General features: G+C 44.9%; 24 protein-coding genes and 1 other annotated feature. Of the genes, 15 read left to right on the top strand and 9 right to left on the bottom strand.

Going from position 1 to position 25,212, the window contains the following annotated elements:
- The first annotated feature begins 169 nt into the window (after nucleotides 1–169).
- Nucleotides 170–305, top strand: a sequence feature (His leader region).
- Nucleotides 306–358: 53 nt separating this feature from the next.
- The 8 genes from hisG to hisIE all read left to right on the top strand — a co-directional run bounded on the left by hisG (nucleotide 359) and on the right by hisIE (nucleotide 7,633).
- On the top strand, nucleotides 359–1,255 hold the full coding sequence (gene hisG / locus OCV20_RS10830; protein WP_048617711.1) for an ATP phosphoribosyltransferase: 897 nt from the start codon (nucleotides 359–361) through the stop codon (nucleotides 1,253–1,255).
- Nucleotides 1,255–2,556: a histidinol dehydrogenase gene (gene hisD / locus OCV20_RS10825; protein ID WP_048617710.1), complete on the top strand. Its 1,302-nt coding sequence runs from the start codon at nucleotides 1,255–1,257 to the stop codon at nucleotides 2,554–2,556. Before hisG ends, hisD begins: the two co-directional genes overlap by 1 nt.
- Before the next feature lie 9 nt (nucleotides 2,557–2,565).
- Entirely contained in the window at nucleotides 2,566–3,606 is a 1,041-nt protein-coding gene (gene hisC, locus OCV20_RS10820; RefSeq protein ID WP_052879872.1) for a histidinol-phosphate transaminase, read from the top strand.
- Between the two features lie 131 nt (nucleotides 3,607–3,737).
- The gene (gene hisB / locus OCV20_RS10815) at nucleotides 3,738–4,826 is read left to right on the top strand and encodes a bifunctional histidinol-phosphatase/imidazoleglycerol-phosphate dehydratase HisB (protein WP_086773714.1); all 1,089 of its coding nucleotides are present in this window, start codon (nucleotides 3,738–3,740) and stop codon (nucleotides 4,824–4,826) included.
- Between the two features lie 9 nt (nucleotides 4,827–4,835).
- Nucleotides 4,836–5,450 (top strand): imidazole glycerol phosphate synthase subunit HisH, encoded by a 615-nt coding sequence (hisH, locus tag OCV20_RS10810; protein ID WP_017060268.1) that lies wholly within the window; start codon nucleotides 4,836–4,838, stop codon nucleotides 5,448–5,450.
- 43 nt (nucleotides 5,451–5,493) lie between these two features.
- Nucleotides 5,494–6,231 (top strand): 1-(5-phosphoribosyl)-5-[(5-phosphoribosylamino)methylideneamino]imidazole-4-carboxamide isomerase, encoded by a 738-nt coding sequence (hisA, locus tag OCV20_RS10805; RefSeq protein WP_012604374.1) that lies wholly within the window; start codon nucleotides 5,494–5,496, stop codon nucleotides 6,229–6,231.
- Complete coding sequence (gene hisF / locus OCV20_RS10800; protein ID WP_086773713.1) at nucleotides 6,213–6,986, top strand: imidazole glycerol phosphate synthase subunit HisF; 774 nt, start codon at nucleotides 6,213–6,215, stop codon at nucleotides 6,984–6,986. Before hisA ends, hisF begins: the two co-directional genes overlap by 19 nt.
- Nucleotides 6,983–7,633, top strand: a complete 651-nt coding sequence (gene hisIE, locus OCV20_RS10795; RefSeq protein ID WP_086773712.1) for a bifunctional phosphoribosyl-AMP cyclohydrolase/phosphoribosyl-ATP diphosphatase HisIE — start codon at nucleotides 6,983–6,985, stop codon at nucleotides 7,631–7,633. The genes hisF and hisIE overlap by 4 nt, the downstream gene beginning before the upstream one ends.
- Nucleotides 7,634–7,881: 248 nt before the next feature.
- Here the strand turns inward: hisIE and OCV20_RS10790 are convergent, their stop codons facing one another.
- The 4 genes from OCV20_RS10790 to OCV20_RS10775 all read right to left on the bottom strand — a co-directional run bounded on the left by OCV20_RS10790 (nucleotide 7,882) and on the right by OCV20_RS10775 (nucleotide 11,176).
- On the bottom strand, nucleotides 7,882–8,394 hold the full coding sequence (locus tag OCV20_RS10790; RefSeq protein ID WP_086773711.1) for a YchJ family protein: 513 nt from the start codon (nucleotides 8,392–8,394) through the stop codon (nucleotides 7,882–7,884).
- 127 nt (nucleotides 8,395–8,521) lie between these two features.
- Nucleotides 8,522–9,739, bottom strand: coding sequence for an EAL and HDOD domain-containing protein (locus OCV20_RS10785; protein WP_048614506.1), 1,218 nt, complete (start codon nucleotides 9,737–9,739; stop codon nucleotides 8,522–8,524).
- A 123-nt stretch (nucleotides 9,740–9,862) separates the two neighbouring features.
- Nucleotides 9,863–10,597: a UDP-2,3-diacylglucosamine diphosphatase gene (gene lpxH / locus OCV20_RS10780; protein WP_086773709.1), complete on the bottom strand. Its 735-nt coding sequence runs from the start codon at nucleotides 10,595–10,597 to the stop codon at nucleotides 9,863–9,865.
- An 84-nt stretch (nucleotides 10,598–10,681) separates the two neighbouring features.
- Entirely contained in the window at nucleotides 10,682–11,176 is a 495-nt protein-coding gene (locus OCV20_RS10775; protein ID WP_017060275.1) for a peptidylprolyl isomerase, read from the bottom strand.
- A gap of 190 nt (nucleotides 11,177–11,366) precedes the next feature.
- Between OCV20_RS10775 and cysS the strand changes: the two genes are divergently transcribed.
- Both cysS and OCV20_RS10765 read left to right on the top strand, forming a co-directional pair.
- Nucleotides 11,367–12,752 carry a cysteine--tRNA ligase gene (gene cysS, locus OCV20_RS10770; protein WP_017060276.1) on the top strand — a complete coding sequence of 462 codons (1,386 nt, stop codon included), beginning with the start codon at nucleotides 11,367–11,369 and terminating at the stop codon, nucleotides 12,750–12,752.
- A gap of 98 nt (nucleotides 12,753–12,850) precedes the next feature.
- Complete coding sequence (locus tag OCV20_RS10765; protein ID WP_017060277.1) at nucleotides 12,851–13,429, top strand: thymidine kinase; 579 nt, start codon at nucleotides 12,851–12,853, stop codon at nucleotides 13,427–13,429.
- A 127-nt stretch (nucleotides 13,430–13,556) separates the two neighbouring features.
- Here OCV20_RS10765 and OCV20_RS10760 read toward each other — a convergent pair whose 3' ends face one another.
- The 3 genes from OCV20_RS10760 to OCV20_RS10750 all read right to left on the bottom strand — a co-directional run bounded on the left by OCV20_RS10760 (nucleotide 13,557) and on the right by OCV20_RS10750 (nucleotide 15,414).
- Complete coding sequence (locus tag OCV20_RS10760) at nucleotides 13,557–14,222, bottom strand: YdcF family protein (protein WP_086773708.1); 666 nt, start codon at nucleotides 14,220–14,222, stop codon at nucleotides 13,557–13,559.
- On the bottom strand, nucleotides 14,215–15,069 hold the full coding sequence (locus tag OCV20_RS10755; protein ID WP_086773707.1) for an NAD(P)H-binding protein: 855 nt from the start codon (nucleotides 15,067–15,069) through the stop codon (nucleotides 14,215–14,217). The genes OCV20_RS10760 and OCV20_RS10755 overlap by 8 nt, the downstream gene beginning before the upstream one ends.
- Before the next feature lie 114 nt (nucleotides 15,070–15,183).
- Nucleotides 15,184–15,414 carry a TIGR02647 family protein gene (locus OCV20_RS10750; protein WP_017060280.1) on the bottom strand — a complete coding sequence of 77 codons (231 nt, stop codon included), beginning with the start codon at nucleotides 15,412–15,414 and terminating at the stop codon, nucleotides 15,184–15,186.
- Nucleotides 15,415–15,671: 257 nt separating this feature from the next.
- Between OCV20_RS10750 and OCV20_RS10745 the strand changes: the two genes are divergently transcribed.
- Nucleotides 15,672–16,979 (top strand): ATPase, encoded by a 1,308-nt coding sequence (locus OCV20_RS10745; RefSeq protein WP_050712148.1) that lies wholly within the window; start codon nucleotides 15,672–15,674, stop codon nucleotides 16,977–16,979.
- Between the two features lie 362 nt (nucleotides 16,980–17,341).
- Nucleotides 17,342–18,184 (top strand): formate transporter FocA, encoded by an 843-nt coding sequence (gene focA / locus OCV20_RS10740; RefSeq protein WP_048614492.1) that lies wholly within the window; start codon nucleotides 17,342–17,344, stop codon nucleotides 18,182–18,184.
- 336 nt (nucleotides 18,185–18,520) lie between these two features.
- Here focA and OCV20_RS10735 read toward each other — a convergent pair whose 3' ends face one another.
- Entirely contained in the window at nucleotides 18,521–19,315 is a 795-nt protein-coding gene (locus OCV20_RS10735; protein WP_086773706.1) for an ABC transporter permease, read from the bottom strand.
- A gap of 437 nt (nucleotides 19,316–19,752) precedes the next feature.
- On the opposite strand from OCV20_RS10735, the gene torE reads away from it, so the two are divergent.
- From torE to torA, 3 genes are read left to right on the top strand one after another with little or no spacing between them, the layout of a single operon-like run.
- Nucleotides 19,753–19,935, top strand: coding sequence for a trimethylamine N-oxide reductase system protein TorE (torE, locus tag OCV20_RS10730; protein ID WP_017060298.1), 183 nt, complete (start codon nucleotides 19,753–19,755; stop codon nucleotides 19,933–19,935).
- A gap of 50 nt (nucleotides 19,936–19,985) precedes the next feature.
- Nucleotides 19,986–21,167, top strand: coding sequence for a pentaheme c-type cytochrome TorC (torC, locus tag OCV20_RS10725; RefSeq protein ID WP_017060299.1), 1,182 nt, complete (start codon nucleotides 19,986–19,988; stop codon nucleotides 21,165–21,167).
- A 24-nt stretch (nucleotides 21,168–21,191) separates the two neighbouring features.
- Nucleotides 21,192–23,654: a trimethylamine-N-oxide reductase TorA gene (torA, locus tag OCV20_RS10720; RefSeq protein ID WP_048617692.1), complete on the top strand. Its 2,463-nt coding sequence runs from the start codon at nucleotides 21,192–21,194 to the stop codon at nucleotides 23,652–23,654.
- 294 nt (nucleotides 23,655–23,948) lie between these two features.
- On the opposite strand, the gene OCV20_RS10715 is transcribed toward torA, so the two are convergent.
- Nucleotides 23,949–25,163, bottom strand: coding sequence for a putative manganese transporter (locus OCV20_RS10715; protein ID WP_086773704.1), 1,215 nt, complete (start codon nucleotides 25,161–25,163; stop codon nucleotides 23,949–23,951).
- Nucleotides 25,164–25,212 lie beyond the last annotated feature (49 nt).

Here is a 25,212-nt window from a genome sequence, read left to right as displayed (position 1 = left end):
CTATCAGGGAGGCATTGGCCTCCCTTTTTTGTGCTTGTTAATTTAATTTTAAGTTTCGTGAAAAAAGTTCGAATAAATGGTTGAAAAAGGATCTCAGCTTAGTTAGTGTGGAGATAAGAAAGCAAACAACTGAAGAGCTTATAAGTATGCGTAAATTAGTAATGAACATTCATCACCATCATCACCCTATCTAGTCTTTCGGGGAGATTTACGTATACCCGGGAGCAAGAATTCTCCCGGAGGTTAAGTCAAAGAATTTAGATTTAAACCCTCGGGATGACAAAGTCTTCCGAGGGTTTTTTAGTTTTAGCGCTTTTAAATAATCAATAAATTCAAATATTTGCACAGGGATACAGCAATGCAGACACAACGCCTAAGAATCGCAATTCAAAAGAAAGGTCGCTTAAGTAAAGAGTGCCAAGACCTACTTAAAAAATGTGGTGTTAAATTTAACATCATGGGTGAGCGCCTAGTTGTTCATTCACTAAATATGCCAATCGACTTGTTATTAGTTCGTGATGATGACATCCCAGGTCTTATCATGGATGGTGTGGTTGACCTTGGTTTTATCGGTGAAAATGAACTAGAAGAAGTTCGCCTAGACCGTGTTGCTCTAAAAGAGCCATCAGAGTTTCGCACACTACGTCGTTTAGACTTCGGTGGTTGCCGTCTTTCTATCGCAATCAACAAAGATGAAGTCTACAACGGCCCACAAGATCTTGCGGGCAAACGTATTGCGACAACTTACCCACAACTACTGAAAGCCTACATGGACGAGCAGGGTGTTGAATTCAGCACTTGTATGCTAACAGGCTCGGTTGAAGTGGCGCCTCGCGCAGGTCTAGCAGACGCTATCGCAGATTTAGTTTCTACAGGCGCAACGCTAGAAGCAAACGGCCTAAAAGAAGCAGAAGCTATCTTTCAATCTAAAGCAACACTGATTCAACGTGTTGGTGAGTTCGACGCAGATAAAACCGCATTGATTGAAAAACTACTGACTCGTATGCAGGGTGTTCAACAAGCGAAAGAGTCGAAGTACATCATGCTTCACGCGCCAACATCTCAACTAGAGCAAATCAAAGCACTACTGCCTGGTGCTGAAGATCCAACGGTTCTTCCACTATCAACAGACAAAGACAAAGTTGCCGTTCACCTAGTAAGTACAGAGAACTTGTTCTGGGAAACAATGGAACAGCTGAAAGAGTTGGGTGCGAGCTCGATTCTAGTATTACCAATCGAAAAAATGATGGGGTAGTGACGATGAGAACCGTTGTTTGGCAATCTTTAAGTGAATCACAGCAAGACTCGGTATTAGAGCGTCCAGCTATTACTGAAGGTGCAAACATCACAGCGACTGTTTCTGATGTTATTGCAAAAGTACGAAATGAAGGCGATGCCGCGCTTAGAGAGCTGACCGCAAAGTTTGATGGTGTGACTCCAGAATCTATCCGAGTCAGTTCAGGTGAGATCGAAGAGGCGTGTGCTCGTCTAACACCAGAGATGAAGCAAGCGTTAGAGCAAGCTTATAGCAATATTGCTAAGTTTCACGAAGCTCAAAAGCCACAGCCAATTAAGGTTGAGACGCAGCCTGGTGTTGTGTGTGAGCAAGTGACACGCGCTATTAATACTGTTGGCCTTTATATTCCAGGTGGCAGTGCGCCACTTCCGTCAACGGTTCTTATGTTAGGTGTTCCTGCTCAAATCGCAGGTTGTCGTAAGGTTGTACTTTGTTCACCTCCGCCAATCGCTGATGAAATCTTGTATGTCGCTAAGCTTTGTAAGATCGACGAGGTTTACAACGTTGGTGGTGGTCAAGCGGTGGCTGCAATGGCTTACGGGACCGAGAGTGTGGCTAAGGTCGATAAGATCTTCGGCCCGGGTAATGCCTACGTAACCGAAGCGAAACGCCAAGTAAGCAATGACTTCCGCGGCGCGGCGATTGATATGCCAGCGGGTCCGTCTGAAGTGTTAGTGATTGCCGATGAAACTGCAGATGCAGACTTCATCGCAGCGGATTTGTTGAGCCAAGCGGAACACGGTCCTGATTCTCAGGTTGTCCTAGTAACACCATCTCCAGTGGTTGCAGACCAAGTAACAGAAGCGGTTCAGAAGCAACTGAAAGAACTGTCTCGTGCGAACATCGCTCAGCAAGCATTGGCTTCAAGCTTAATCATCATTGCTGAATCGCTCACTCAAGCGATTGCGATTTCGAACTTCTACGGCCCTGAGCACTTGATCGTTCAAACCAAGAATCCACGTGAATTGCTGCCATTGTTAGACAATGCAGGTTCAATTTTCCTGGGTGACTGGTCTCCAGAATCTGCAGGTGACTACGCATCAGGCACAAACCACGTTCTTCCGACTTACGGCTATACCAAGACGTATTCAAGCCTAGGTTTGGCTGATTTCTCTAAGCGAATGACGGTTCAAGAGCTAACGGCTGATGGTTTGAAAGGCCTAGCGCCAACAGTAGTAACAATGGCGGAAGCCGAAGGCTTGGATGCACACAAACGCGCTGTGACCATCCGAGTTGAAAAGTTAAATAAAGCGAAATAAGGGTAGGGCATGGAAAAGTTAGCAAGAAAACAAGTTCAGGCTCTGACACCTTACTTGTCTGCAAGACGCATTGGTGGCAGCGGAGATGTATGGTTGAACGCCAACGAATCTCCGTTTGATAACGAGTACAACCTGAACTTGTCTCGTCTTAACCGTTACAGCGAATGTCAGCCAAAAGAGCTGATTGACGCTTACGCTCAATACGCAGGCGTGAAGTCAGAGCAAACCCTGACAACACGTGGTGCTGACGAAGGCATTGAATTACTGATTCGTGCTTTCTGTGAGCCGAACGAAGACGCTATTCTTTACTGCCCACCTACTTACGGTATGTACGCAATCAGTGCAGAGACGATTGGTGTTGAGCGTAAGGTTGTGCCTCTGACGTCTGAATGGCAATTGGATCTTCCAGCTATCGAAGAGCAACTCGACAACGTAAAAGTGGTGTTTGTTTGTAGCCCAAATAACCCAACCGGTAATTTGGTTGATCGTAAAGACATCATCAAGTTGCTTGAAATGACACAAGACAAAGCGATTGTGGTGATGGACGAAGCGTATATCGATTTCTGTCCAGAAGCGTCAACCGTTGATTTGCTTGAGCAATACCCAAACCTAGCGATTCTGCGCACCTTGTCGAAGGCCTTTGCTTTGGCGGGCTTACGTTGTGGCTTTACGCTAGCGAATAAAGAGCTTATCGATGTACTGTTGAAAGTGATTGCGCCTTATCCTGTGCCAATCCCTGTTGCTGATATTGCCGTTCAAGCACTTTCAGAGCAAGGACTAGCGCGAGCTAAGTTCCAAGTTCTGGATTTAAGTGCTAACCGAGCGTATTTGCAAGCGGGCTTATTAGGCATGCCTCAAGTGACGGTATTTGATGGTTGGGGTAACTACCTACTGGTGAAATTTCCGAACGGTGATGAGTTATTTAAAGCGGCTTGGGATACAGGAATCATTTTGCGTAATTCACCCATTGAAGACTGTGTTCGTATTAGTATTGGTAACCGCGAAGAGTGCGAAAAGACACTTGGATTCATTCGTAACTTTTATCAGTAACGAAAGGCTTACCAGTAATAACATTTGCCAGTTTGATTTGATTAATCGCAGGCTGGCAAATGAAACCAATATTTTGGGTTAGCGTTTGAATTTAGCTAGGCCACCAGATTTAAAATTAAAAGGAAGTTCAAGTGAGTAAACAACAGAAAATACTTTTTATAGACCGTGACGGCACCTTAATTGTTGAGCCGCCAGTTGACTTTCAAGTAGACCGTTTAGACAAGCTAAAATTCGAACCGCTAGTGATTCCTAGCCTGCTTGCTTTGCAAGATGCTGGTTATCGCTTAGTGATGGTCACTAACCAAGATGGCCTAGGTACCGACAGCTACCCACAAGAAAATTTCGATGCGCCACACAATATGATGATGGAGTTCTTCGAATCTCAAGGCGTTAAGTTTGACGACGTGCTTATTTGCCCTCACTTTGATGAAGACAACTGCTCTTGCCGCAAGCCTAAACTGGGTATGGTTAAAGAGTACCTACAAGGCGGTAAAGTCGACTTCCAACACTCTGTTGTGATTGGCGACCGAATGACGGATCTTCAATTGGCAGAGAACATGGCTATCCGCGGTATTCAATATGGCCCGGATGCGGAAACAGAAGGCACGCTTAACTGGCCACAAATCGTTAAAGATCTGACGGTTAATGCGCGTATTGCTGAAGTAGTTCGTACCACTAAAGAAACCGATATCAAGGTTGCAGTAAACCTTGATGAAACTGGTGGCAACAAGATCGATACCGGCATGGGTTTCTTCGATCACATGCTTGATCAAATCGCGACACACGGTGGTTTCCAAATGAACCTGACTGTAAAGGGCGACCTGCACATCGATGATCACCACACAGTCGAAGATACCGCTCTGGCTTTAGGCCAAGCATTGAAAGATGCACTTGGCGACAAACGTGGTATTGGCCGTTTTGGTTTTAGCCTTCCAATGGATGAGTGTTTGGCTCAGTGTGCGCTAGACCTTTCTGGTCGTCCATACCTGAAGTTCGATGCTAAGTTCAGCCGTGAGCAAGTGGGTGATCTTTCAACCGAGATGGTGGTTCACTTCTTCCGCTCTCTAACCGATACATTGGCTTGTACGCTACACCTTTCTTCTGATGGCAATAATGATCACCACATCATTGAGAGCCTGTTCAAAGCGTTTGGCCGTACTCTTCGCCAAGCAATCAAAGTTGAAGGTAACGAGTTGCCAAGCAGCAAAGGCGTTCTGTAAGGGTTCGGTATGAAAGAGCAAAAAGTCGTTATTATTGATACGGGTTGTGCCAACGTTTCATCGGTGAAGTTTGCGATTGAACGTTTGGGCTACGCAGTTGAAATTTCAAAAGAACCAGAAGTGGTTCTTGCTGCCGACAAGCTATTCCTACCCGGTGTAGGTACAGCAAGCGAGGCAATGAAGAACCTGCAAGAGCGTGACCTTGTTACCCTTGTGAAGCAAGTAGAGAAGCCTCTGCTAGGTATCTGTTTAGGTATGCAGCTGTTAGGTAAACTGTCTCAAGAGAAAGGCCAGAAGGCTGACGAGTTAGTTGAATGCCTAGGTTTGTGTGATGGTGAAGTTCGTTTACTTGAAACGGGCGACTTGCCATTACCACACATGGGGTGGAACACCGTAACGGCAACACCTAATCATCCTCTATTTAAAGACATTGAAGAAGGCGAATACTTCTACTTTGTTCATAGCTTCGCAATGCCAGTGGGCGACTACACAATCGCACAATGTGATTACGGTAATCCGTTCACTGCGGCGGTTCAAAGTGGCAATTATTATGGTGTTCAGTTCCACCCAGAGCGATCTTCGAAAGCTGGCTCTAAGCTGATTCAGAACTTCTTGGAATTGTAATAAGGATTAGGCAGCGGCTAACGTTGCCATATAAGGAATGTAAATGATTATTCCCGCGTTAGATTTAATTGAAGGCCAAGTAGTTCGCTTATTCCAAGGAGACTACGGGCAAGTAACAGAATACAAAGTAGACCCAGCGGAGCAGTTTAATCTGTATCACCAAGCTGGCGCTGGCTGGCTGCACCTTGTTGACTTAACGGGCGCAAAAGACACAACGGCTCGTCAGTTAGACTTGATTGCTAAGCTCCTTGCTAGCACACCTGCGAACATCCAGATTGGTGGTGGCGTGCGTAACGAACAAGATGTCGTTGATCTGCTAGAAGCTGGCGCACAGCGCGTTGTGGTTGGTTCTACAGCCGTTAAGCAACCTGAGTTGGTGAAAGGTTGGATGGAGAAGTACGGCGCGGAAAAAATCGTGCTGGCTCTGGACATCAATATTGACGAAAGCGGCACACGCAAAGTGGCGATTTCAGGTTGGCAAGAAGATTCAGGTGTGACCATTGAAGCGCTGATTGAAGACTACCTTACGGTTGGCCTTAAACACGTTCTGTGTACCGATATTTCACGTGACGGCACGCTAGAAGGATCAAACGTAGAGCTCTATGTTGATCTTTGTAAGCAGTACCCACAAGTGCAATTCCAATCATCGGGCGGCATTGGCAGCCTAGCTGATATCGAAGCGCTTAAAGGCAGCGGTGTTGCTGGTGTGATTGTGGGTCGTGCACTACTTGATGGCAAGTTTACCGCAGAGGAGGCATTTGCATGTTGGCAAAGCGAATAATCCCTTGTTTGGATGTCCGTGACGGACAAGTGGTTAAGGGCGTTCAGTTCCGTAACCACGAAATTATTGGTGACATCGTTCCGTTAGCACAACGCTATGCAGAAGAGGGCGCTGATGAATTGGTATTTTATGACATCACCGCATCAAGTGATGGCCGTGTGGTCGATAAAAGCTGGGTGAAACGCGTAGCTGAAGTGATCGATATTCCTTTCTGTGTGGCTGGTGGTATTAAATCAGCAGAAGATGCAGCGCGCATTCTTGAGTTTGGTGCGGATAAAGTATCAATCAACTCACCGGCATTGGCTAATCCACAGCTGATCACTGACCTTGCTGACAAGTTTGGCGTGCAGTGTATCGTTGTTGGTATCGACTCATACTTCGATAAAGAAACCGGTAAATATCAGGTTTACCAATTCACTGGCGATGAAGCGCGTACTAAAGCAACCAAGTGGGAAACCAAAGATTGGGTGCAGGAAGTACAGAGGCGTGGCGCAGGTGAGATTGTGTTAAACATGATGAACCAAGATGGCGTTCGTAACGGCTATGACATCGATCAGTTAAACATGGTGCGTGAAGTGTGTAATGTGCCATTGATTGCCTCTGGTGGCGCTGGTGCGATGGAGCACTTTGCTGAAGCCTATAAGAAGACCAATGTGGACGGAGCGCTAGCAGCTTCGGTATTCCACAAGCAAGTCATCAATATTGGTGAACTTAAACAGTATTTAAAACAACAAGATGTAGAGGTGCGACTATGAGTTTTGAAACCGAAAGCTTATCAAAAACAGAAGTAGGCGCATTGTCAGAGCGTATTAACTGGGAAAAAGTAGATGGCTTAGTGCCAGCTATTGTTCAAGATTACCAATCGAGCCAAGTGTTAATGATGGGATACATGAACCCAGCGGCACTTGAGAAAACAGGTGAAACAGGCAATGTGACGTTTTTCTCTCGCACCAAAGAGCGTCTTTGGACGAAAGGTGAAACGTCGGGCAACGTATTGCAACTGCAAAACATTGCCTTGGACTGTGACAGCGACACCTTACTGGTTAAAGTTAATCCCATTGGCCCAACGTGCCACACAGGAACAACAACATGTTGGGATGGAGACAAGCAAGAAGAGTCTCAGATGGTGTGGCTTCATCAGCTTGAGCAGCTACTGGCTGCCCGCAAGGACGCAGACCCTGAGTCTTCTTATACTGCCAGTTTATATGCCCGTGGCACCAAGCGTATTTCGCAAAAAGTGGGCGAAGAAGGCGTTGAAGTCGCGCTTGCGGCGACGTCGGGCGATAAGGCGGAATTAGTGTGTGAATCAGCAGATTTGATTTACCACTTGATGGTTCTTCTTCAAGACCAAGGCTTATCGATGAACGATGTGGTCAACAAGCTAAAAGAGCGTCATCAGTAAGCTCTGTTTAGATTAATCGAACCACGTGACAGATAGATAAAAGCCCCGTAAACAAATATGTTTACGGGGCTTTTTAGCTTTTTAGCTTTTTAATTTTCAAGGCTTCAAGGCTTCAAGGCTTCAAGGCTTCAAGATTTCAAGCTTTCGAAGCCCTGCGTCACTTTTCTAAACTCTAACGTTACGTCATTCCGAGGAGCCTAAGCGACATAGGAATCTCTTCTATTAATCTGACTTCTTAGCCGTGCGAGTTACCCGCAGCACTTCTTATACTTTTTTCCGCTACCACAAATACATGGGTCATTACGGCCGATCTTGAAGCTTTCAACCGTTTGGTTTAAGCGAGGATCGATTTCTGGCTGTGTAGTTTTTTCTTGCTCTGGGAACTCACCGTCGATATAGAACCATAGGCCGTTTGCACGAACGAAACGCGAGCGCTCTTGCATACAGTATTGTGCGCCGTCTTCATTGAAGTAAGCTTTAAATTCAACAAAGCCTTCGTCTTGGTGCGAGCCTGCCGTAGTATCGATGACCTCTAACCCTGCCCAATCACTGTCGATAGATTCGGCGATGCCTTCTCTTTGTGCTTCGGCATTGCAGCTAGGGTGGTAAGTCGCAACAACATAGTCAACCAAACCCAACACGTGCGCTGAATAACGCGAGCGCATCAACTGCTCAGGTGTTTCAACGGCACTGTGGTTAAGGTGCGCTGATTCACAGCACTGTTGGTAAGTATTATTGCTACCGCATGGGCATAAAGACATAGTCAGATCCTGTAAAAATGGCCTCTATTAAGAGGCCATAAATGAATGCGTGGGAGTTTACCAAGAAACGATCGCTCACCAAAGTTTAGTTTCTATTGAAATTATCAAAGTGTTAGCGCGAAGATTACTATTTTAACGCTGGAGATAATAACTCTTGTGCCCAAGTCGTCGCTTCGTCATAAGCTTGACCAAGTTGAGCTTCACTCAGTTTGAGAAGCTGGCGAATACGAGTCGCTTCATCCCATCGAGCTTGTTCATACGCAACCACCATCGCCAATACTGCACCCAACACGCCTTTACGTTGAATCAAGGCTTGTTTGATCTCTAGGTCGATCGGCACTGAATCGAGTACTTGTTTCAATGGTTGGTCAAAGAGTGAATCCAATAGAGAGAACATACCGGTCAAAAAGGCTTGTCCAGGCTCAACCTTAACATTCATCTTCTCAACCAAGAGTTCACACTGACGTGCGCGTATGACCGCTAAGCCATAAAGAGAGTCGGGCTTATCTTCTTTCGCCGATGCGATAGCCACCAGTGAAACGAACTTACGCAGCTTTTGTTCACCCAGGTAAATAAGCGCTTGGCGGAATGAACGAATCGTTGTTGGTGAACCACCCGCGGAGTTTACGTAGGTAAGTAGCTTATAAGACATGGTCACATCGAGCGTAATCAAACGCTCGACTTCGCCAAAGTCGATAGGGTCGTGCGCAATCTCTTTTAACAGCTGAACGGTCGTCAGGAATGCCGGGTTGAGCGCACGCGTCTGGATCATCTCTGGCTTGCTAAAGAAATAACCTTGAAAGTAGGTGAAGCCTGCTTTTTTCGCTTCTTGGTATTCTTCGTACGTTTCCACTTTCTCAGCAAGGAACTTGATATCTAGCCCTTTGAGAGAGTTCATAAACATCGCTGCTTTGGCAATTGGCGTCAAACGGATATCGAACTTGATAATCGAAACGTAGGGTAAGAAGCGCTTCCAAGCTTTACTTGGCACAAAGTCGTCTAGCGCAATGGTATAACCCGCGTCAAAGATGGTTTTGATTGCTTCAAGTAACTCGTCTGTCGGTTCGCAGTCTTCAAGAACCTCAACAACGAGGCTTTCTTTGGGGAACAGAGTAGGGACTAAGTTGATTAGGCTTGCATATGGGAAGTTCACGAACCCAAGCTTATCACCCAACGTATTGTAGTGGGTCGATAAGAAGTGATCGGAAAGCAAACGGCTAGTAGCGAGCTCCGGCTCTACTTCAGGGAAAGTGTTCTTAGGACCATCCCTGAATAGCAACTCGTAACCTATGGTTTTCTTGCCTGTGTCGAGTATTGGTTGACGCGCTACGTATGAATATTTCAACTTGGTACTGCGTTCGGTTTATTTCTGGTAGAGAGATAATAGCTAATTCACTAGAAATTACCATACACTTTCTAAGAAAGTCTGACCGACAATAATAATCAAAGTGAAAGTTTAAGCGTGATGTTAAAAGCTATTGCTAAACGCTCGATTCTGTAGTTCAAAACTTTGCGGCGTGAACACCAGCACTGAGCCTTGTGTATACCAATCGCCAAGTACGATACGGGTTTTAGTGCAATTGTTAGCACTAAATGTATGGATGTCTGGGCGGTGAGTATGTCCGTGGATCATCAGATCGACATTGTTTCGTTCCATCACATCTTCGACTTCCTGCTGTGTCACATCCATGATGTCGAGAGACTTGGTCTGCTTGTCATCTTTGATATCTGATTGAACCTTCGAAACAATTTTCTTCTTGATGAAAAATGGGATTCGGTTGAAGACCCATTGTAACCATGGCTGATGCACTTTTTCGCGAAAGGCGAGGTACTTTACATCTTCAGTACATAGGGTATCACCATGCAACACCACCGCTTTTTGCCCGTAGATATCGATCGTAGAAACTTCGTCGAGAAGTTTCACGCCCGTTTGCTTAGCAAATTTTTTGCCGACTAAGAAGTCGCGGTTCCCTTGAGTAAAGTAACAAGGCACGCCTGTTTTCACTAAGTCGATAAACGCTTGGCGGATAGAAGTCGCGAATTCACTCTTATCATCGTCACCAATCCAGAACTCGAAAAGGTCGCCTAACACGTAAAGTGCATCCGCTTCTATGGCTTCGTTCTTCATAAAGGTTAAGAAGCAGTCTGTGATGTCTTGTCGTGACGGAGAAAGGTGCAGATCTGATATAAAATATGTTTTCATAGGTCTAAAAAAAGGGAGCGATTCGCTCCCTGTATCCTGATTTTATCGGCTCATCAATTATTAATACTAACCGAAAGCAAGTAATTAAGCTTCAATTGTAGTACCAGTGATGATCACTTCTTCTAGAGGTACATCTTGGTGCATACCCATAGAACCAGTGCTAACACCTTTAATCTTGTTCACGATGTCCATGCCTTCAACAACTTCTGCGAATACACAGTAGCCCCAACCGTCTAGGCTTTCGCTACGGAAGTTTAGGAAAGAGTTGTCGTTAACGTTGATGAAGAACTGAGAGCTCGCTGAATGCGGTTCCATAGTACGAGCCATTGCTAGCGTACCAACTTTGTTTGCAAGACCGTTGTTTGCTTCGTTCTTGATCGTTGCACGAGTCGCTTTTTCTTTAAGGCCAGAAGTCATGCCGCCGCCTTGAATCATGAAACCATCGATAACACGGTGGAATAGTGTGTTGTCGTAGAAACCGTCACGGCAATACTGTAGAAAGTTTGCGCTTGTTTCTGGTGCTTTTTCTTCGTTAAGTTGAACTTTGATGTCACCAAAATTTGTGTGAAGGATGATCATGATTGTTACCTTACTGTCTTTTTAATATGAAGTTCGAATTCTAGCGCATGTTGGCGGACTTTCAAATCACCAAATCATTCACTTAACTCAGATGTTTGAGGTAATTCCTGCTTTGGGGGATTACCTATTAAGGTATGACTTGTTATACTGCGAGCTTATTTTTGATTAATCCATAAAATAGATAGAGATCATGCTGAAGATATATAACACGCTCACAAGACAGAAAGAGGAATTCAAACCAATTACAGCTGGCAAAGTCGGCATGTATGTCTGTGGGGTAACCATATACGATCTCTGTCATATTGGTCATGGTCGTACGTTCGTTTCTTTCGACGTAGTAACTCGCTACCTTCGTTACCTTGGTTACGATTTGAACTTCGTTCGTAACATCACAGATATCGATGACAAAATCATCAAACGCGCTAACGAAAACGGTGAGTCTTGTGACTCTCTGACTGAGCGCCTAATCGGTGAGATGCACGCTGACTTTGATGCATTGAACATGAAGCGTCCAGATGTTGAACCTCGTGCTACAGAATACATCACTGAAATCATCGAGCTTGTTGAAAAGCTGATTGAACGTGGTTTCGCATACGTTGCAAGCAACGGCGACGTGATGTTTGAAGTAAAGAAATTCGACGAATACGGCAAGCTTTCTAAGCAAGACCTTGATCAGCTTCAAGCGGGTGCTCGCGTTGATGTTGAATCTGCAAAACGTAGCCCATTAGACTTCGTTCTTTGGAAGATGTCTAAGCCAGGTGAACCTACATGGGAATCGCCATGGGGCCCGGGTCGTCCAGGTTGGCACATCGAATGTTCAGCAATGAACTCGTCTATTCTTGGTAACCACTTCGATATCCACGGTGGTGGTTCAGATCTGCAGTTCCCTCACCACGAAAACGAAATCGCACAGTCTTGCTGCGCGCACGGCACTCAGTATGTAAATACTTGGATGCACAGTGGTATGGTGATGGTAGACAAAGAGAAGATGTCTAAGTCACTGGGTAACTTCTTCACTATTCGTGACGTTCTAGCACATTACGATGCTGAAACGGTTCGTTACTTCCTAATGTCTGGTCACTACCGTAGCCAGCTAAACTACAGCGAAGATAACCTAAACCAAGCTCGCGCATCACTAGAGCGTCTATACACGTCACTTCGTGGCCTAGACCTTACAGCGGCTCCTGCGGGTGGCGAAGAGTACGTGACTCGATTCTCTACAGCGATGAACGATGATTTCAACACACCTGAAGCTTATTCAGTACTGTTTGAAATGGCGCGTGAAATCAACCGTATCAAGCCTGAAAGCATTGAAAAAGCAAGCGGACTTGGAGCATTGATGCGTGAACTAGCAGACATCATCGGTATTCTTCACCAAGAGCCAGAAGCCTTCCTACAAGGTGATGCGGCAGGTAACGACGACGAAGTGGCTGAAATCGAAGCGTTGATCAAACTGCGTAACGATTCTCGTGCTTCAAAGGATTGGGCAAACGCCGATCTTGCACGTGATAAGCTAAACGAGTTGGGTATTGTTCTGGAAGATGGCCCAGAAGGTACGACTTGGCGTCGTAAGTAAATCTTATAAAAAGGGCTGATTTTCAGCCCTTTTTTCTAGCACTAATTCTCTATTTTCACCTTTTCTATCTTCAACTTTTAATTAACAGGAATATTTCTGTGGCTCAGATGTATTTTTATTACTCGGCAATGAATGCGGGTAAATCAACAACGCTTCTTCAATCTTCATTCAACTACCAAGAACGTGGCATGACGCCAGTTATCTTTACGGCAGCGTTGGACGACCGCTATGGTATCGGTAAAGTGAGCTCACGAATTGGTCTGCAATCTGAAGCTCAGCTGTTTAAAAATGACACCAACATGTTTGATGCGATCAAAAAGCTTAATGAGGAAGAAAAGCGTCATTGTGTTTTGATCGATGAGTGCCAATTTTTATCGAAGGAGCAGGTGTACCAATTAACAGAAGTGGTTGATAAGCTGCACATCCCTGTACTTTGTTACGGCCTACGTACCGATTTCCTGGGTGAACTGTTTGAAGGTAGCCGTTACTTATTGTCTTGGGCAGATAAACTTGTTGAGCTTAAAACAATTTGTCACTGTGGCCGTAAAGCGAACATGGTAATTCGTACCGACGAGCACGGTGTGGCGATTGCTGAGGGCGACCAAGTGGCTATTGGTGGTAACGATAAATATGTTTCTGTTTGCCGCCTGCACTACAAAGAAGCGTTGGGTAAATAAGCCGATCTATTGGCTGACGCGAAAGAACGAAAAACGGTGACCAAGTGTCACCGTTTTTGTTTATTGAGCCTGTGTTTTGCTTTCTTCCAAGCCGAGCTTTTGTTTTATTCGAAGTCGATCTTTTGATTTATTCGAAACCGAGCTTCTTCAATGCTTGATAGGCTTGGTCAACGTCGTCGGGGATCGACATCTCAATCTGAAAGCCTTTCTCTGGGTAGGATTTGATTCGCTCGTAATCAGCAATTAATGCGCCTAACACCATATCTAACGGTAGCTCTTCGTTAAAGTAATCATCCCAAGTTTGCCATCGCGACGTCACGGTAATCTCGGAAGTTTGGTCAGGCCACTGTTTACGGAAGGTGGCGTAGGTACGTTTCTCCATGAAGGGCTTCTGAACTAAGGTTAGCCTCTTCGGCGATAACCCTTTTTCTGTCAGCAACTCATGAGTGAATCGTACATTTTCCCCAGTATTTGTCGCGTGTTTCTCTATGATAATGTCAGAGTCAGGCACACCACAATCTCGCGCGATAGAAGCGAATGTTTCAGCTTCTGAGCGCTCAAAGCTCCCTTCGGTAAAGCGTCCCACACCACCAGAAAAAACGATGTAAGGCGCGATCTGTTGGTGATAAAGCTCGGCTGCATATTCCGCGACGCGAGTATCGTTGCTACACAATACAAAGATACAGTCGGAAGGCGTAACCTTGTGACCCATCGACATAAAGTTCCAAAGGGTGTCGACTGAGCGATGCAGTTTTATGTTGGGATCTTTGTTAGCAATAGATTGTTCAGTCATGAAGTGCGTCCAGTGTGGATTCGAATTTAAATGAATAACCTAAGTCGAGAATCTTCTTCGAAGAGATTAACTTGTCTGGGGTATCAACAACAGCGGGCAGAGGCTCACTGCTGTTGGCGCTTTTCAATGCCGCGGCATAAAACTCCGCCTTACTAACCGTATTTGGCGTGGTCACGTTAACTACTTCGTTGTGCAGTTGACTGATAGCGAAATCGACAGCACCAATCGCGTCATCAAGGTGCAGCATGTTGGCTGGAGCTTGAGTGCTGACTTGTTTTAACTTGCTTGCGAAGCGTGATGGGTGACGGCTTGGGCCTATTAGGCCACTAAAGCGAAGAATGGTGTAGTCGATACCGGAATCAATCACTGACTGTTCAGCTTGCAGCATGATTCGTGCGTTATCGGAAAATGAAGAAGCGTGCTCGTTATCTGATGTCGAAAGAGGGAGTGATGCATCCAGCTCGTTCAGCACACCCGGCTTGGTTGGGTATACCGTAGTTGAACTAACCATAATGAGCTTTTTAATGTTGGCCTTTTGACATGCATTGGTGAGTTGCTGCCAGTAGTCGGCATACTCTTGTCCTGCTCCTTTTCTAAAGCCAGGAGGGAAGCTGCCAATCACAATTTCAGTGTTGTTTTCGAGTAACAATGAATAGAGTCGCCCGATAGTCTGTTGTGGATCGGATGAATCAAAGCTAAACACTTCACATGGAATTTGTTCGCTACCAATGGCATCTGCTCCCGCTTGGGTCGTTTTCGTGACCACCACTCGGTTACCATGTTTTTCTAAATGTTCAGATAAAGGTGCACCTACCCATCCTGCACCGACAATAAATATAGAAGCCATGTGTTCCTCACAACTGCAAATGACGAATTTACATTAAGCCTAACAAAGCTTTGCCCAAAAATGAAAAAACTCCACGGCCGAAGCAAGTGGAGTTTTTACTAGAACAATGGAGCTTTAGTTTAGTACGCGAAGAAGCTTGTCTGCGCGCTCTGCCATCTCGATACCTTCATCTGTTAGGTAACCGCCGTCTGGCTGAGTACAAAGGTTTTTTTCGAATAGGCGCTTAACAGCGTCTTGAGTTTCTTGAGCAGCCTCTTGATGAACTTTAATTCCAGTAGCAGCACTACTTACATCAAATTGAAGAAGGAGGTTTAAATCAGCAATATGTTCAGCGTTGTACTTCATAATTAACCTATATATTCATAACGTTCTCTACCTTCACCTTAGTGCGCATTCTCGGCTCAGGCAATAGCAAATAAAGAGAATTGATAAGTGATACCAAATTGATTGATTAATCATCGAGTGATGAGTTTATTTTGGTTATATTGGGTGATTTGCACCCACTTAAATCATCAATGATGTTTATTGCTAAGTGGTTGTAATATATTGTGACTAGAAATAATTTGCATTGAGCGAATATTGTATAAAAAGGATATGCATAAGTGAGAGCGAACAAAGTAGCATTAACGATCAGTATGCTATTTGCTATCTCAGGTTGTCAAAGCACACCCTCAGAGCAGACAGACGCGAACCAAACCACAAACAACAATAATGAATCGACAATAGAGGTCCGTTCATTTCAGTCTGTCCAAAGCGTTTACTCCGAATGGGAAGTTAAGCTTGAAGACCATGCTCAATTGTCTCTCTATGCACCAGAGAATTACAATGAACTATTAGACGCATGGGATGATGCTGAAAGCATTTATGCGGACTTACTGAAAGACGAAACTCGGATAACCAAGAGTTACTCCATTTTTTCGAGCCTAACTTACGCTGAAGCCTTCGATGAAAAAATCGCGTTGATCAAATCAAACTATGACTCGATCTTAGTGTTAAAGAAGAAGGCTGACCGAGTACTTGCTGATTCGATTGTCCAAATGGATTACCTGAAGTTCTTGGGTGCAGATACCATGTTTACCTCGAGCTACAAACGTTTGTATTCAGAATACAGCGAGTTGTTCGAGTATGTGTTGGTCGATGAGCTTGAAGACGCTCAAGAAGCGCAGGTGGAATTTCTTAACAATGCCCGTTTACTAGAAGTTAAAGTGGCGCATAAGAAATACATCGAACCTTTGAAGAACGAATTAGAGTTCTTGGAAGATGAAGACTTTGATGACGTTGCTCCTCTAACCTTTGCTAAGGCGGCATCTCAAATTGCGTTGGCTGAAAGCCAAGTGAAAGCTAGCCCTCGTGAAAAGTCGATCATTGAAGATGCGGTTCACGCTGCAGAGTTTGAATTGAACCACGTGCGCAGTGTCGCTCATGAAGTCAAAGTGCTGGCGAGCGTAAAAGGCGACCAGTTCGAACAGTCGGTTTTGAATGCAGAGAACCAGTTACTGAGCATTTCACAAATCGTTAATGATGAAGATTACCGTGATGTTGGCTTACGTCAGCAATCACAGAAGATTGTCGCGAGTGTTAAGGCGTTAAAAAGCTCTGATATGACAGGGCTTTTAAAGTCAGAGATTGAAACTTTGACTGAGCAATTGGCTAAGCTAGAGTCTGAAAACCAGAAGCAAGCGCAGCAATTGTCTGAAGCAACCAAGCACAGTGAGTTGCTCGGTGAGCAGATTACCAAGAGTGATGCGCACATAAAAAGCTTAGAAGAGTTAGTGGATAGTTTGAAAAGCTTAGGTGGCAAAGTGGCCAACGAAAGTGATTCTGATGTGATGTCCCCGGCTGTTGAATCTACTCTCGAGGATTCAACCCTAGAACAATCATCAGAAGAAGTGATTGAACCTTCGGTTTAGCATCACTAATTTCTTTATTTGTGATTGAGTTAAAAGCGCCTTAGGGCGCTTTTTTACGTTCTGTTGATCTATATCAAAATCTAGAAATAAAAGCGCTAAGTGAGCCATTTTAGTGTACGTTATTCTTTTGGTTTTAACGTAACTTGTTGATATTTATAGGTGTGTCAATTTCTATGCTGATAACTAATCATTCAGCAGAGTTTTCTTTTTACTACTAAAGTCGTATGAATTTGGAATAACTCGGACTATTTGCTTTCAACAAGGCTGTGAGAGGCATTTTGAGCCTAAAATAGCTCTTGAATTCAGAAATGAAAGAGAGGATTATCGCGCTCCCGACGACATGTTTCAAAATGTAAATCATCATGAATCTAAACCAATTTGACTCATTATTACCGCCACAAATGGCTGAGCGCGCTGCAGATATTGGCGTAGGTAAAGCAACCAAAGATCCAATCAAATCTTTTCTCCTAGCGATTTCCGCTGGCATACACATCGGTATTGCGTTTGTGTTCTACACCATCGTAACGACTGGTGCTGGTGATTTGCCTTGGGGTATTACTCGCCTATTAGGTGGCCTTGCATTTAGCTTGGGCTTAATTCTCGTTGTTGTTACCGGTGGTGAGCTATTTACCAGTTCGGTGCTGACTCTGGTTGCTCGTGCAAGTGGCAAGATTACTTGGCGCACGCTCGTTAAGAACTGGGCTACGGTTTATGTAGGTAACTTGATTGGCGCATTGCTGCTGGTGGCTTGTATGTTGCTGACCAAACAGTACATGTTCGACCACGGTCAAGTGGGTTTGAATGCAATGGCGATCTCCCAACATAAGATGCACCACGATTTTATCCAAGCTATCGCGCTCGGCATCATGTGTAATGTATTGGTTTGTATCGCGGTATGGATGACGTTTAGTGGACGTACTCTGACTGACAAAATTGCGGTAATGATTTTACCTGTAGCGATGTTCGTATCGGCTGGTTTTGAGCACTGTATTGCGAATATGTTCCAAGTGCCTTTAGCTATCGGCATCAAAACATTTGCTCCAGCTGAATTTTGGACAATGACCGGCGCTAACCCAGCGGACTATGTTGATCTGAACATGATGGACTTTTTGATGAACAACTTGCTGCCCGTTACCATCGGTAACATCATTGGCGGCGGTATCTTTGTTGGTATGTGGTACTGGTTGATCTACCTGCGTGACTAATAAAGATGGCATGACTAACTCAGTTGACGAGATGAGTTAAAGCGCAGTGAAAACACTGAACTGACTTATGACATTTACAAGACGGTCTGCATTGCAGGCCGTTTTTTATTTGTGGAAAACCTATTTCTCCATCTCTCTAATGATCACCTGAGCATTCAGCAGCGCTGATCATCATGTGTGTATATGTCTTTGAAATCACCCAAAGATCAAAGGCGATGATCTTTCCTTGGGTCGAAATGGACAAAAAAGGATCTATATTGATTTGGTTATCCACAGTTTCTGTGGATAACCTGTCTCAAATTCAGTGAGTAACCAGATCTAAGTGGAGTAGGGAGGCTATTTCGAAGGCTGTATTTGAGCGAGAACTCGCCCTTCTTTGGTCAGAGATGTCTTCAATGAGAGGTGAAGTGCAAGTGCTAAAGAGCAGCTCATCATCACGAAAATCGCCAGCATGATCATCAGTTGATACTTAATCGCGATCATCGGTGAAGCCCCACCTAAGATTTGTCCCGTCATCATTCCCGGCAGTGTTACTAAGCCTGTGGTTGCCATAGAGGCCATAATCGGTGACATCGCTTTCTGTATCGCATTACGTACAAAAGGCGCAGCAGCATAAGTGGGAGACGCGCCTAACGCGATTGCTGCTTCATATTCTGATTTCTGTGTTTCAAAGGCACCAAACAGGTTCTGCAATGCCACTATATTACTGCTTAAGCTATTACCCAATAACATCCCTGCGATCGGGATAAGGTACTGCGCGTTAAAGATCGGTGTCGGTTTAATGATGAAAAAGCAGATGAACAAGACAATAGGTACACAAGTTATCGCAAGGCTAACGGCGACAGGAGCCAAAAGTAGGTTTCTTGGCAGTCTAGATTTTTCAACAATCGAGCTTGCGCCGACGATAATCATCGCAAATAACCACAGCAAATTGACCCACAAACTATTCAAAGTGAACAAATATTCTAGGTAAAGCCCAACCAGAAACAGCTGAATAACCATACGAATTATGCTGATAGAAGCTTCTTTGCCAAGGCCGAGTTTTAACTTGTGGTTGATGGTAATGGGTAGCAAGAGAAGTGAACTGAAGAACAATAACTGCCACCAAGATATATCAATAACGTCTTGCATAATGTTTCCTTTTAAGTAGGTCCCCATCATATCTGAAAGTGCCAAATGATGCATTTCAGCTTCTCAGCCGTTGCTTCAAAATATACTCAATAATTTAACAATCAAACCACAAAATATTGGTTGTTTGAGGCATTTTTGGCTACTACTTAGTAGGTAAAACGTTAAAATTGGTTACAATGCAGTTGCATAGATGTTATAGGTTAACATTTGTGAAATATACTTAATTCTTCACATTTGTTAATACTTTTTAATAACTTTGTTTAACTAAAAACAAGTTTGGATGAGCTCAAAAAAGTATTGATTAGCAAGGGTTATAACGGGAGATTTGATTGAACCCTACTTTGAGTATGGTCTAAAATTTGTCGTTAGATACTTAAGAACTTTAGCCCCATAGAATGGGTTACTCGAAATTACTAAATACAAAATAGGCAAAATGTATGAGTGATGTTAATAAAATTGAAACTAGCGAAAAACATTCGCTGGAGTGGAAGTCTTTCCTCTTCATCGCGGTGGTTCTCTTCCCAATATTAAGTGTGGCTTTTGTAGGCGGTTACGGCTTCCTAGTTTGGGCACTGCAAGTGTTTGTATTCGGACCTCCTGGTGCTCACGGCGGCATGTAATGCCCTCTAGTAACAACATTTTTTAAAATCAATATTTAAGAGAGCTAAACATGAAATCATTTTTAGTTAAATTATGGCGCACAATGACTCGCCCAGCAGTACACATCAGTCTTGGTGTACTAACTATGGGTGGCTTTATCGCCGGTGTTATTTTCTGGGGCGGTTTTAACACAGCTCTAGAGCACACAAATACAGAAGAATTCTGTGTAAGCTGTCACACCATGCGTGACAACGTATACGTAGAACTACAAGAAACGGTTCACTGGAAAAACACTTCTGGTGTACGTGCTACTTGTCCTGACTGTCACGTTCCACATGAATGGACAGCAAAAATTGCTCGTAAGATGCAAGCATCTAAAGAAGTATTCGCTCAAGTATTTGGAGACCTGGATACACCTGAGAAATTCGAAGCTCGTCGTATCGAACTGGCTAAACACGAATGGGATCGTTTCTCTTCGAACAAATCTCTAGAGTGTAAAAACTGTCACAACTACGATTCAATGGATTTCGAAAACATGCGCCCAACAGCGCGTATCCAGATGAAGAACGCGGCAGAGCGTGATCAAAGCTGTGTTGACTGTCACAAAGGTATTGCTCACAACCTTCCACTAGATATGGCATCAGCGAGCGGTATTGTTGGCGAGCTAGAAAACGTAGCAAGCAGCACGTCTTACGCAAATGGTTCAGACGTGATCTCTATTCGTCACCTACCAATGTACACAGATGAAACAGCTGAAGTTGAAGCGGGTCTATTAAGCCCTGCAAGTAAAGTTGCTGTGATCGACGAAAAAGGCGACATGATCAAGATTCAAATCGACGGTTGGCGTAAAGCGAAAGGCTTCGGACGTGTAATCCAAGAAGACTTCGGTATGAACATCTCGACTGCAATCTTGACGAAAGAAGTATCTCAAAGTGACGTAATCACTGTTGGTGAGAAGAAAGAAGATGAGCTAACTGGCCTTCCTTGGGAAGAAGTTAACCTAGCACTTTGGATGAAGAAAGAGTCTATGGTTGATAACTTCGATCCAATCTGGAACGCAGCTGGTCAAGCGTACCAATCTAACTGTTCAACGTGTCACTCACAGCCAGATGAAGCTCACTTCAGTGCTAACGGTTGGGTAGGCATGCTAGATGGTATGATTGCATTCGTTAACTTCGATACAGATACAGAAGCACTTGTTCTTAAGTATCTACAGAAGCACTCATCAGATTTTTCTGAAGGCCATCACTAATAAGACGTCAATTGGAGTAACACAATGGCAATTACAAGAAGAAGTTTTCTGAAAGGTGTCGCGACGACAAGTGCGGCATCGGTTATCGGTCCAAGCTTATTGGCGTCGGCTTCAGCATCTGCTGCAGAAACAGACGGCGTGTGGAAAGTCTCTGGTTCTCACTGGGGTGCATTCCGAGCTCGCGTTTACGCGGGTAAAGTACAAGAAATTAAACCTCTAGAAATCGATCAGCACCCAACAGAGATGCTGAAAGGTATTAAAGGTATTATCTACAGCCCATCACGTGTGCGTTACCCAATGGTTCGCCTAGATTGGTTGAAGAAGCATAAGTACAGCGCAGACACGCGTGGTAACAACCGCTTTATTCGTGTGACTTGGGACGAGGCACTAGACCTTGTTTACCGCGAGCTAGAGCGCGTACAGAAAGATTACGGTCCATGGGCGCTTCACACAGGTCAAACTGGTTGGAGACAAACAGGTCAGTTCCACAGCTGTACTAACCACATGCAACGTGCAATGGCACTTCACGGTTACTCTGTGAAGAAAATCGGTGACTACTCAACAGGTGCTGGTCAAACGATCATGCCTTACGTGCTAGGTTCTACTGAAGTTTACGCACAAGGTACATCTTGGGAACTTATCCTAGAAAACAGTGACAACATTGTTCTTTGGGGTAACGATCCAGTTAAAAACCTTCAAGTAGGTTGGACATGTGAGACTCACGAGTCGTTCGCATACCTAGAACAGCTGAAAGAAAAAGTTGCTAAGAAAGAGATCAACGTTGTTTCTGTTGACCCTGTTAAAAACAAAACAGGTCGTTACCTAGAAAACGAGCAAATGTACATAAACCCACAAACTGATGTGGCGTTCATGCTTGGTGTTGCTCACGTTCTTTACAACGAAGGCCTATACGACAAGAAGTTCATCGAAACTTACTGTCTAGGTTTTGAAGATTTCATCAAGTACGTTCAAGGTGAAACGAAAGACAAAGTTGAGAAGACTCCTGAGTGGGCTTCAGCTATCTGTGGCGCAAGCGCGGACTCTATTCGTGACTTCGCTAAGATGCTGGTTAACGGTCGTACACAGATTCTTGTTGGTTGGAGTATCCAACGTCAAGAGCACGGTGAACAGCCTTACTGGATGTGTGCAGTTATCGCAGCAATGGTTGGCCAAATTGGTCTACCTGGCGGTGGTATCTCTTACGGTCACCACTACTCTGGTATCGGTGTATCTTCAACTGGCTTCGGTGCTCCGGGTTCATTCCCGCTGAACATCGACCAAGGTCAAACGCCTAAGCACACCAACACAGATTACAACGGTTACAGCCGCGTAATCCCTGTTGCTCGCTGGGTAGATAGCTTGCTAGAGCCAGGTAAGAAGATCAAAGCAAACGGCGCGACAGTGACACTGCCTGACATCAAGATGATGGTATTCAGTGGTAACAACCCGTGGCACCACCACCAAGATCGTAACAAGATGCGTAAAGCATTCAAGAGCTTACAAACTGTAGTGGCTGTTGATTTCGCTTGGACTGCAACTTGTCGTCACTCTGACATCGTGCTTCCAGCATGTACTCAGTGGGAACGCAACGATATTGATGGTTACGGTGCATATTCTGGTCGTGGTTTGATCGCAATGCACAAGCTAGTGGATCCTCTGTTCCAGTCTAAGACTGACTTCGAGATCATGTCTAACTTGACTAAGCGTTGGGGCCGTTACGACGATTACACCCGTGGTATGGACGAAATGCAGTGGGTTAAATCTCTGTACGACGAATGTCGCGCGGAAAACCAAGGCAAGTTCGAAATGCCTGAGTTTGCTGAGTTCTGGGAAAAAGGTTTCCTAGACTTCGGTAAAGGTAAGCCATGGACTCGTCACGCTTCATTCCGTGAAGATCCAGAGATCAACGCACTAGGTACTCCTTCTGGTTTCATCGAAATCACAAGCCGTACTGTTGGCAACATGGGTTACGAGCACTGTCAAGAACACCCAATGTGGTTCGAGAAATCTGAACGTTCACACGGTGGTCCAGGCTCTGACAAACACCCGTACTGGCTACAATCTTGTCACCCAGACAAGCGTCTTCACTCTCAGATGTGTGAATCTGAAGAGTGGCGTGCGACTTACGCGGTACAAGGCCGTGAGCCAATCTACATCAACCCAGTAGATGCTAAGAAGAAAGGCATCAAAGATGGTGATGTAGTACGAGTGTTCAACGACCGTGGTCAACTACTAGCGGGTGCTGTTCTAATGGATAGCTACGCTCCTGGTGTTGTTCGTATCGAAGAAGGTGCTTGGTACGGTCCGATCAACGAGAAAGTGGGCGCGCTAGATACATACGGCGATCCAAACACACTGACTCAAGATATCGGTACGTCTGAACTTGCTCAAGCGACGTCAGCAAACACATGTTTGGTAGACTTCGAGAAGTTCCAAGGCAAACTGCCTCCAGTAACTTCATTCGGTGGTCCAATCGAAGTTTCTTAAGTCTTTTACTTAAGAACCAAGATTAAAGCTTGAATTAAAGCCCCTGTAAGCACTCTTACAGGGGCTTTTTGTATTTTAGATGTCTGTGTTGGTGTTTCTAAATAAGCCTTGTACAGGGCTAATAGAGGGCGTTTTGAGACAGGCTGTAACGCGCTGTTTGAGATCAGTAGTAGAAACAGTGAAGCAGGAAGGGAAGGTAAAAAGAACTTGTGGAAAGGCTCAGGCTGACGGCAACAAAAAGGCCGATACAAAGTACCGACCATACAGAAGCCTATGGAGTTAACTCTACTCAAGTTAGATCTCAAACATAAACCAATAGCCATAAGCACAGATTAAAGCGGGCACACTTGAATACAAGGTTGCGACCAGTGCTGCTTTCGGTGCCATCGCGATAGCAGGAAATAGTGCATCACCATCATTTGAAATTGCGTTACCTACCTGAGCCGAAAGTGGGAGTGCGCCTGAAAGGTATAAGCTAGTGACCAATAATTGCGGTCCACAGCCCGGTAGCAAACCCATCAACACGCCAGCCAGGGGGAGCATGATGCCCCAGCTTGAGAATAGCGTCGCAAAATCGACATTTGCTATCACAGAGCCAAATTCAAAGAAAAGAAAGGCAACCACCACCCAAGCGGTGACAAAGTTTGTATCTTGAGCGGTCTTTTGCAATGGGTGAGAGCCTATACATTTTTCGTCCTCACTCACGGCTGATTTGTAATCCTCAATTTCGCGAGTCAACCCCCACAGAAACATCGAGCTGATTAGCAAAATTGTCCCCGCCCATTCCATCGACATTTCAGGCAAAGCGAGCAGCTCGTTCACATCGACTTGAAAAGAGCCAAGTAGGGCAACGGCAGCACCAGGAACAATCAGTACAGACCAAAGGTAACCTTGCAGGTTTATCGCTTTTTTAGAGACCGATTTTTTGTCTTGAGATTGAGAAGCGCAGCTGTTGGTGGCTTCATTTTTTTCTGCTTGTTTCGGGCGTAAGAAGTCGTCTGCGTGAAATAAGTTAATAATTCGGCCTGACGCAGTACCCACAATCACGCCCATCGCCATCATGGCTAAACCTGTCTTCGGCTCGCTCGCTATGAGTAGGAACGCCGCGTCACCCATGGTTGAGACGAGCACCGCAACTACCGCACCAAATCCGAGTTTTCCCGAGATAAATTGTGTGGTCACCACTATCGCACCGCCACAGCCGGGTAGCGCCCCCATGAGAGCCGCGAATACCACTTGGTTTGAACGAGATTGATGGACGAGCTTATTGAAGACGTTATCTTTGTTGATGTACAGGCTTAACCAGTGGTAAATAGCCAAGGTTAAAGCGACATAACAAGACACTGCCCAGAAGGCGTCTGACAAGGTGGTGACCGTTAATTCTCGCGTGGCGGGAGCCGCGACTAAAGCTGAAAGTGAGATAGGCAAAAGCAGGCGCTTAAATGACAGTGAAAACTGAGTTGTTTTCGCAGCACTACTGCTTGGCAAAAAAGAGATTAGTCGATCCATAGGTGTTACTCAAAATTAGTGGCTTAAGATAAATATATACGAATGATAA

Source organism: Vibrio coralliirubri (genome assembly GCF_024347375.1).
GTDB classification, from domain to species: Bacteria; Pseudomonadota; Gammaproteobacteria; order Enterobacterales; family Vibrionaceae; genus Vibrio; species Vibrio coralliirubri.
This window is presented reverse-complemented; position numbering and strand designations above follow the sequence as displayed.

Bases quoted from the DNA above. Each gene is read 5' to 3' on its own strand.
- hisC (WP_052879872.1), top strand. From the start codon at position 2,566: ATGGAAAAGTTAGCAAGAAAACAAGTTCAGGCTCTGACACCTTACTTG.
- focA (WP_048614492.1), top strand. From the start codon at position 17,342: ATGAATCTAAACCAATTTGACTCATTATTACCGCCACAAATGGCTGAG.
- hisIE (WP_086773712.1), top strand. From the start codon at position 6,983: ATGAGTTTTGAAACCGAAAGCTTATCAAAAACAGAAGTAGGCGCATTG.
- hisF (WP_086773713.1), top strand. From the start codon at position 6,213: ATGTTGGCAAAGCGAATAATCCCTTGTTTGGATGTCCGTGACGGACAA.
- hisH (WP_017060268.1), top strand. From the start codon at position 4,836: ATGAAAGAGCAAAAAGTCGTTATTATTGATACGGGTTGTGCCAACGTT.
- cysS (WP_017060276.1), top strand. From the start codon at position 11,367: ATGCTGAAGATATATAACACGCTCACAAGACAGAAAGAGGAATTCAAA.
- OCV20_RS10735 (WP_086773706.1), bottom strand. From the start codon at position 19,315: ATGCAAGACGTTATTGATATATCTTGGTGGCAGTTATTGTTCTTCAGT.
- OCV20_RS10790 (WP_086773711.1), bottom strand. From the start codon at position 8,394: ATGTCTTTATGCCCATGCGGTAGCAATAATACTTACCAACAGTGCTGT.
- OCV20_RS10775 (WP_017060275.1), bottom strand. From the start codon at position 11,176: ATGATCATCCTTCACACAAATTTTGGTGACATCAAAGTTCAACTTAAC.
- OCV20_RS10760 (WP_086773708.1), bottom strand. From the start codon at position 14,222: ATGACTGAACAATCTATTGCTAACAAAGATCCCAACATAAAACTGCAT.
- OCV20_RS10715 (WP_086773704.1), bottom strand. From the start codon at position 25,163: ATGGATCGACTAATCTCTTTTTTGCCAAGCAGTAGTGCTGCGAAAACA.
- lpxH (WP_086773709.1), bottom strand. From the start codon at position 10,597: ATGAAAACATATTTTATATCAGATCTGCACCTTTCTCCGTCACGACAA.
- hisA (WP_012604374.1), top strand. From the start codon at position 5,494: ATGATTATTCCCGCGTTAGATTTAATTGAAGGCCAAGTAGTTCGCTTA.
- torC (WP_017060299.1), top strand. From the start codon at position 19,986: ATGAAATCATTTTTAGTTAAATTATGGCGCACAATGACTCGCCCAGCA.
- torE (WP_017060298.1), top strand. From the start codon at position 19,753: ATGAGTGATGTTAATAAAATTGAAACTAGCGAAAAACATTCGCTGGAG.
- OCV20_RS10755 (WP_086773707.1), bottom strand. From the start codon at position 15,069: ATGGCTTCTATATTTATTGTCGGTGCAGGATGGGTAGGTGCACCTTTA.
- hisG (WP_048617711.1), top strand. From the start codon at position 359: ATGCAGACACAACGCCTAAGAATCGCAATTCAAAAGAAAGGTCGCTTA.
- OCV20_RS10750 (WP_017060280.1), bottom strand. From the start codon at position 15,414: ATGAAGTACAACGCTGAACATATTGCTGATTTAAACCTCCTTCTTCAA.
- torA (WP_048617692.1), top strand. From the start codon at position 21,192: ATGGCAATTACAAGAAGAAGTTTTCTGAAAGGTGTCGCGACGACAAGT.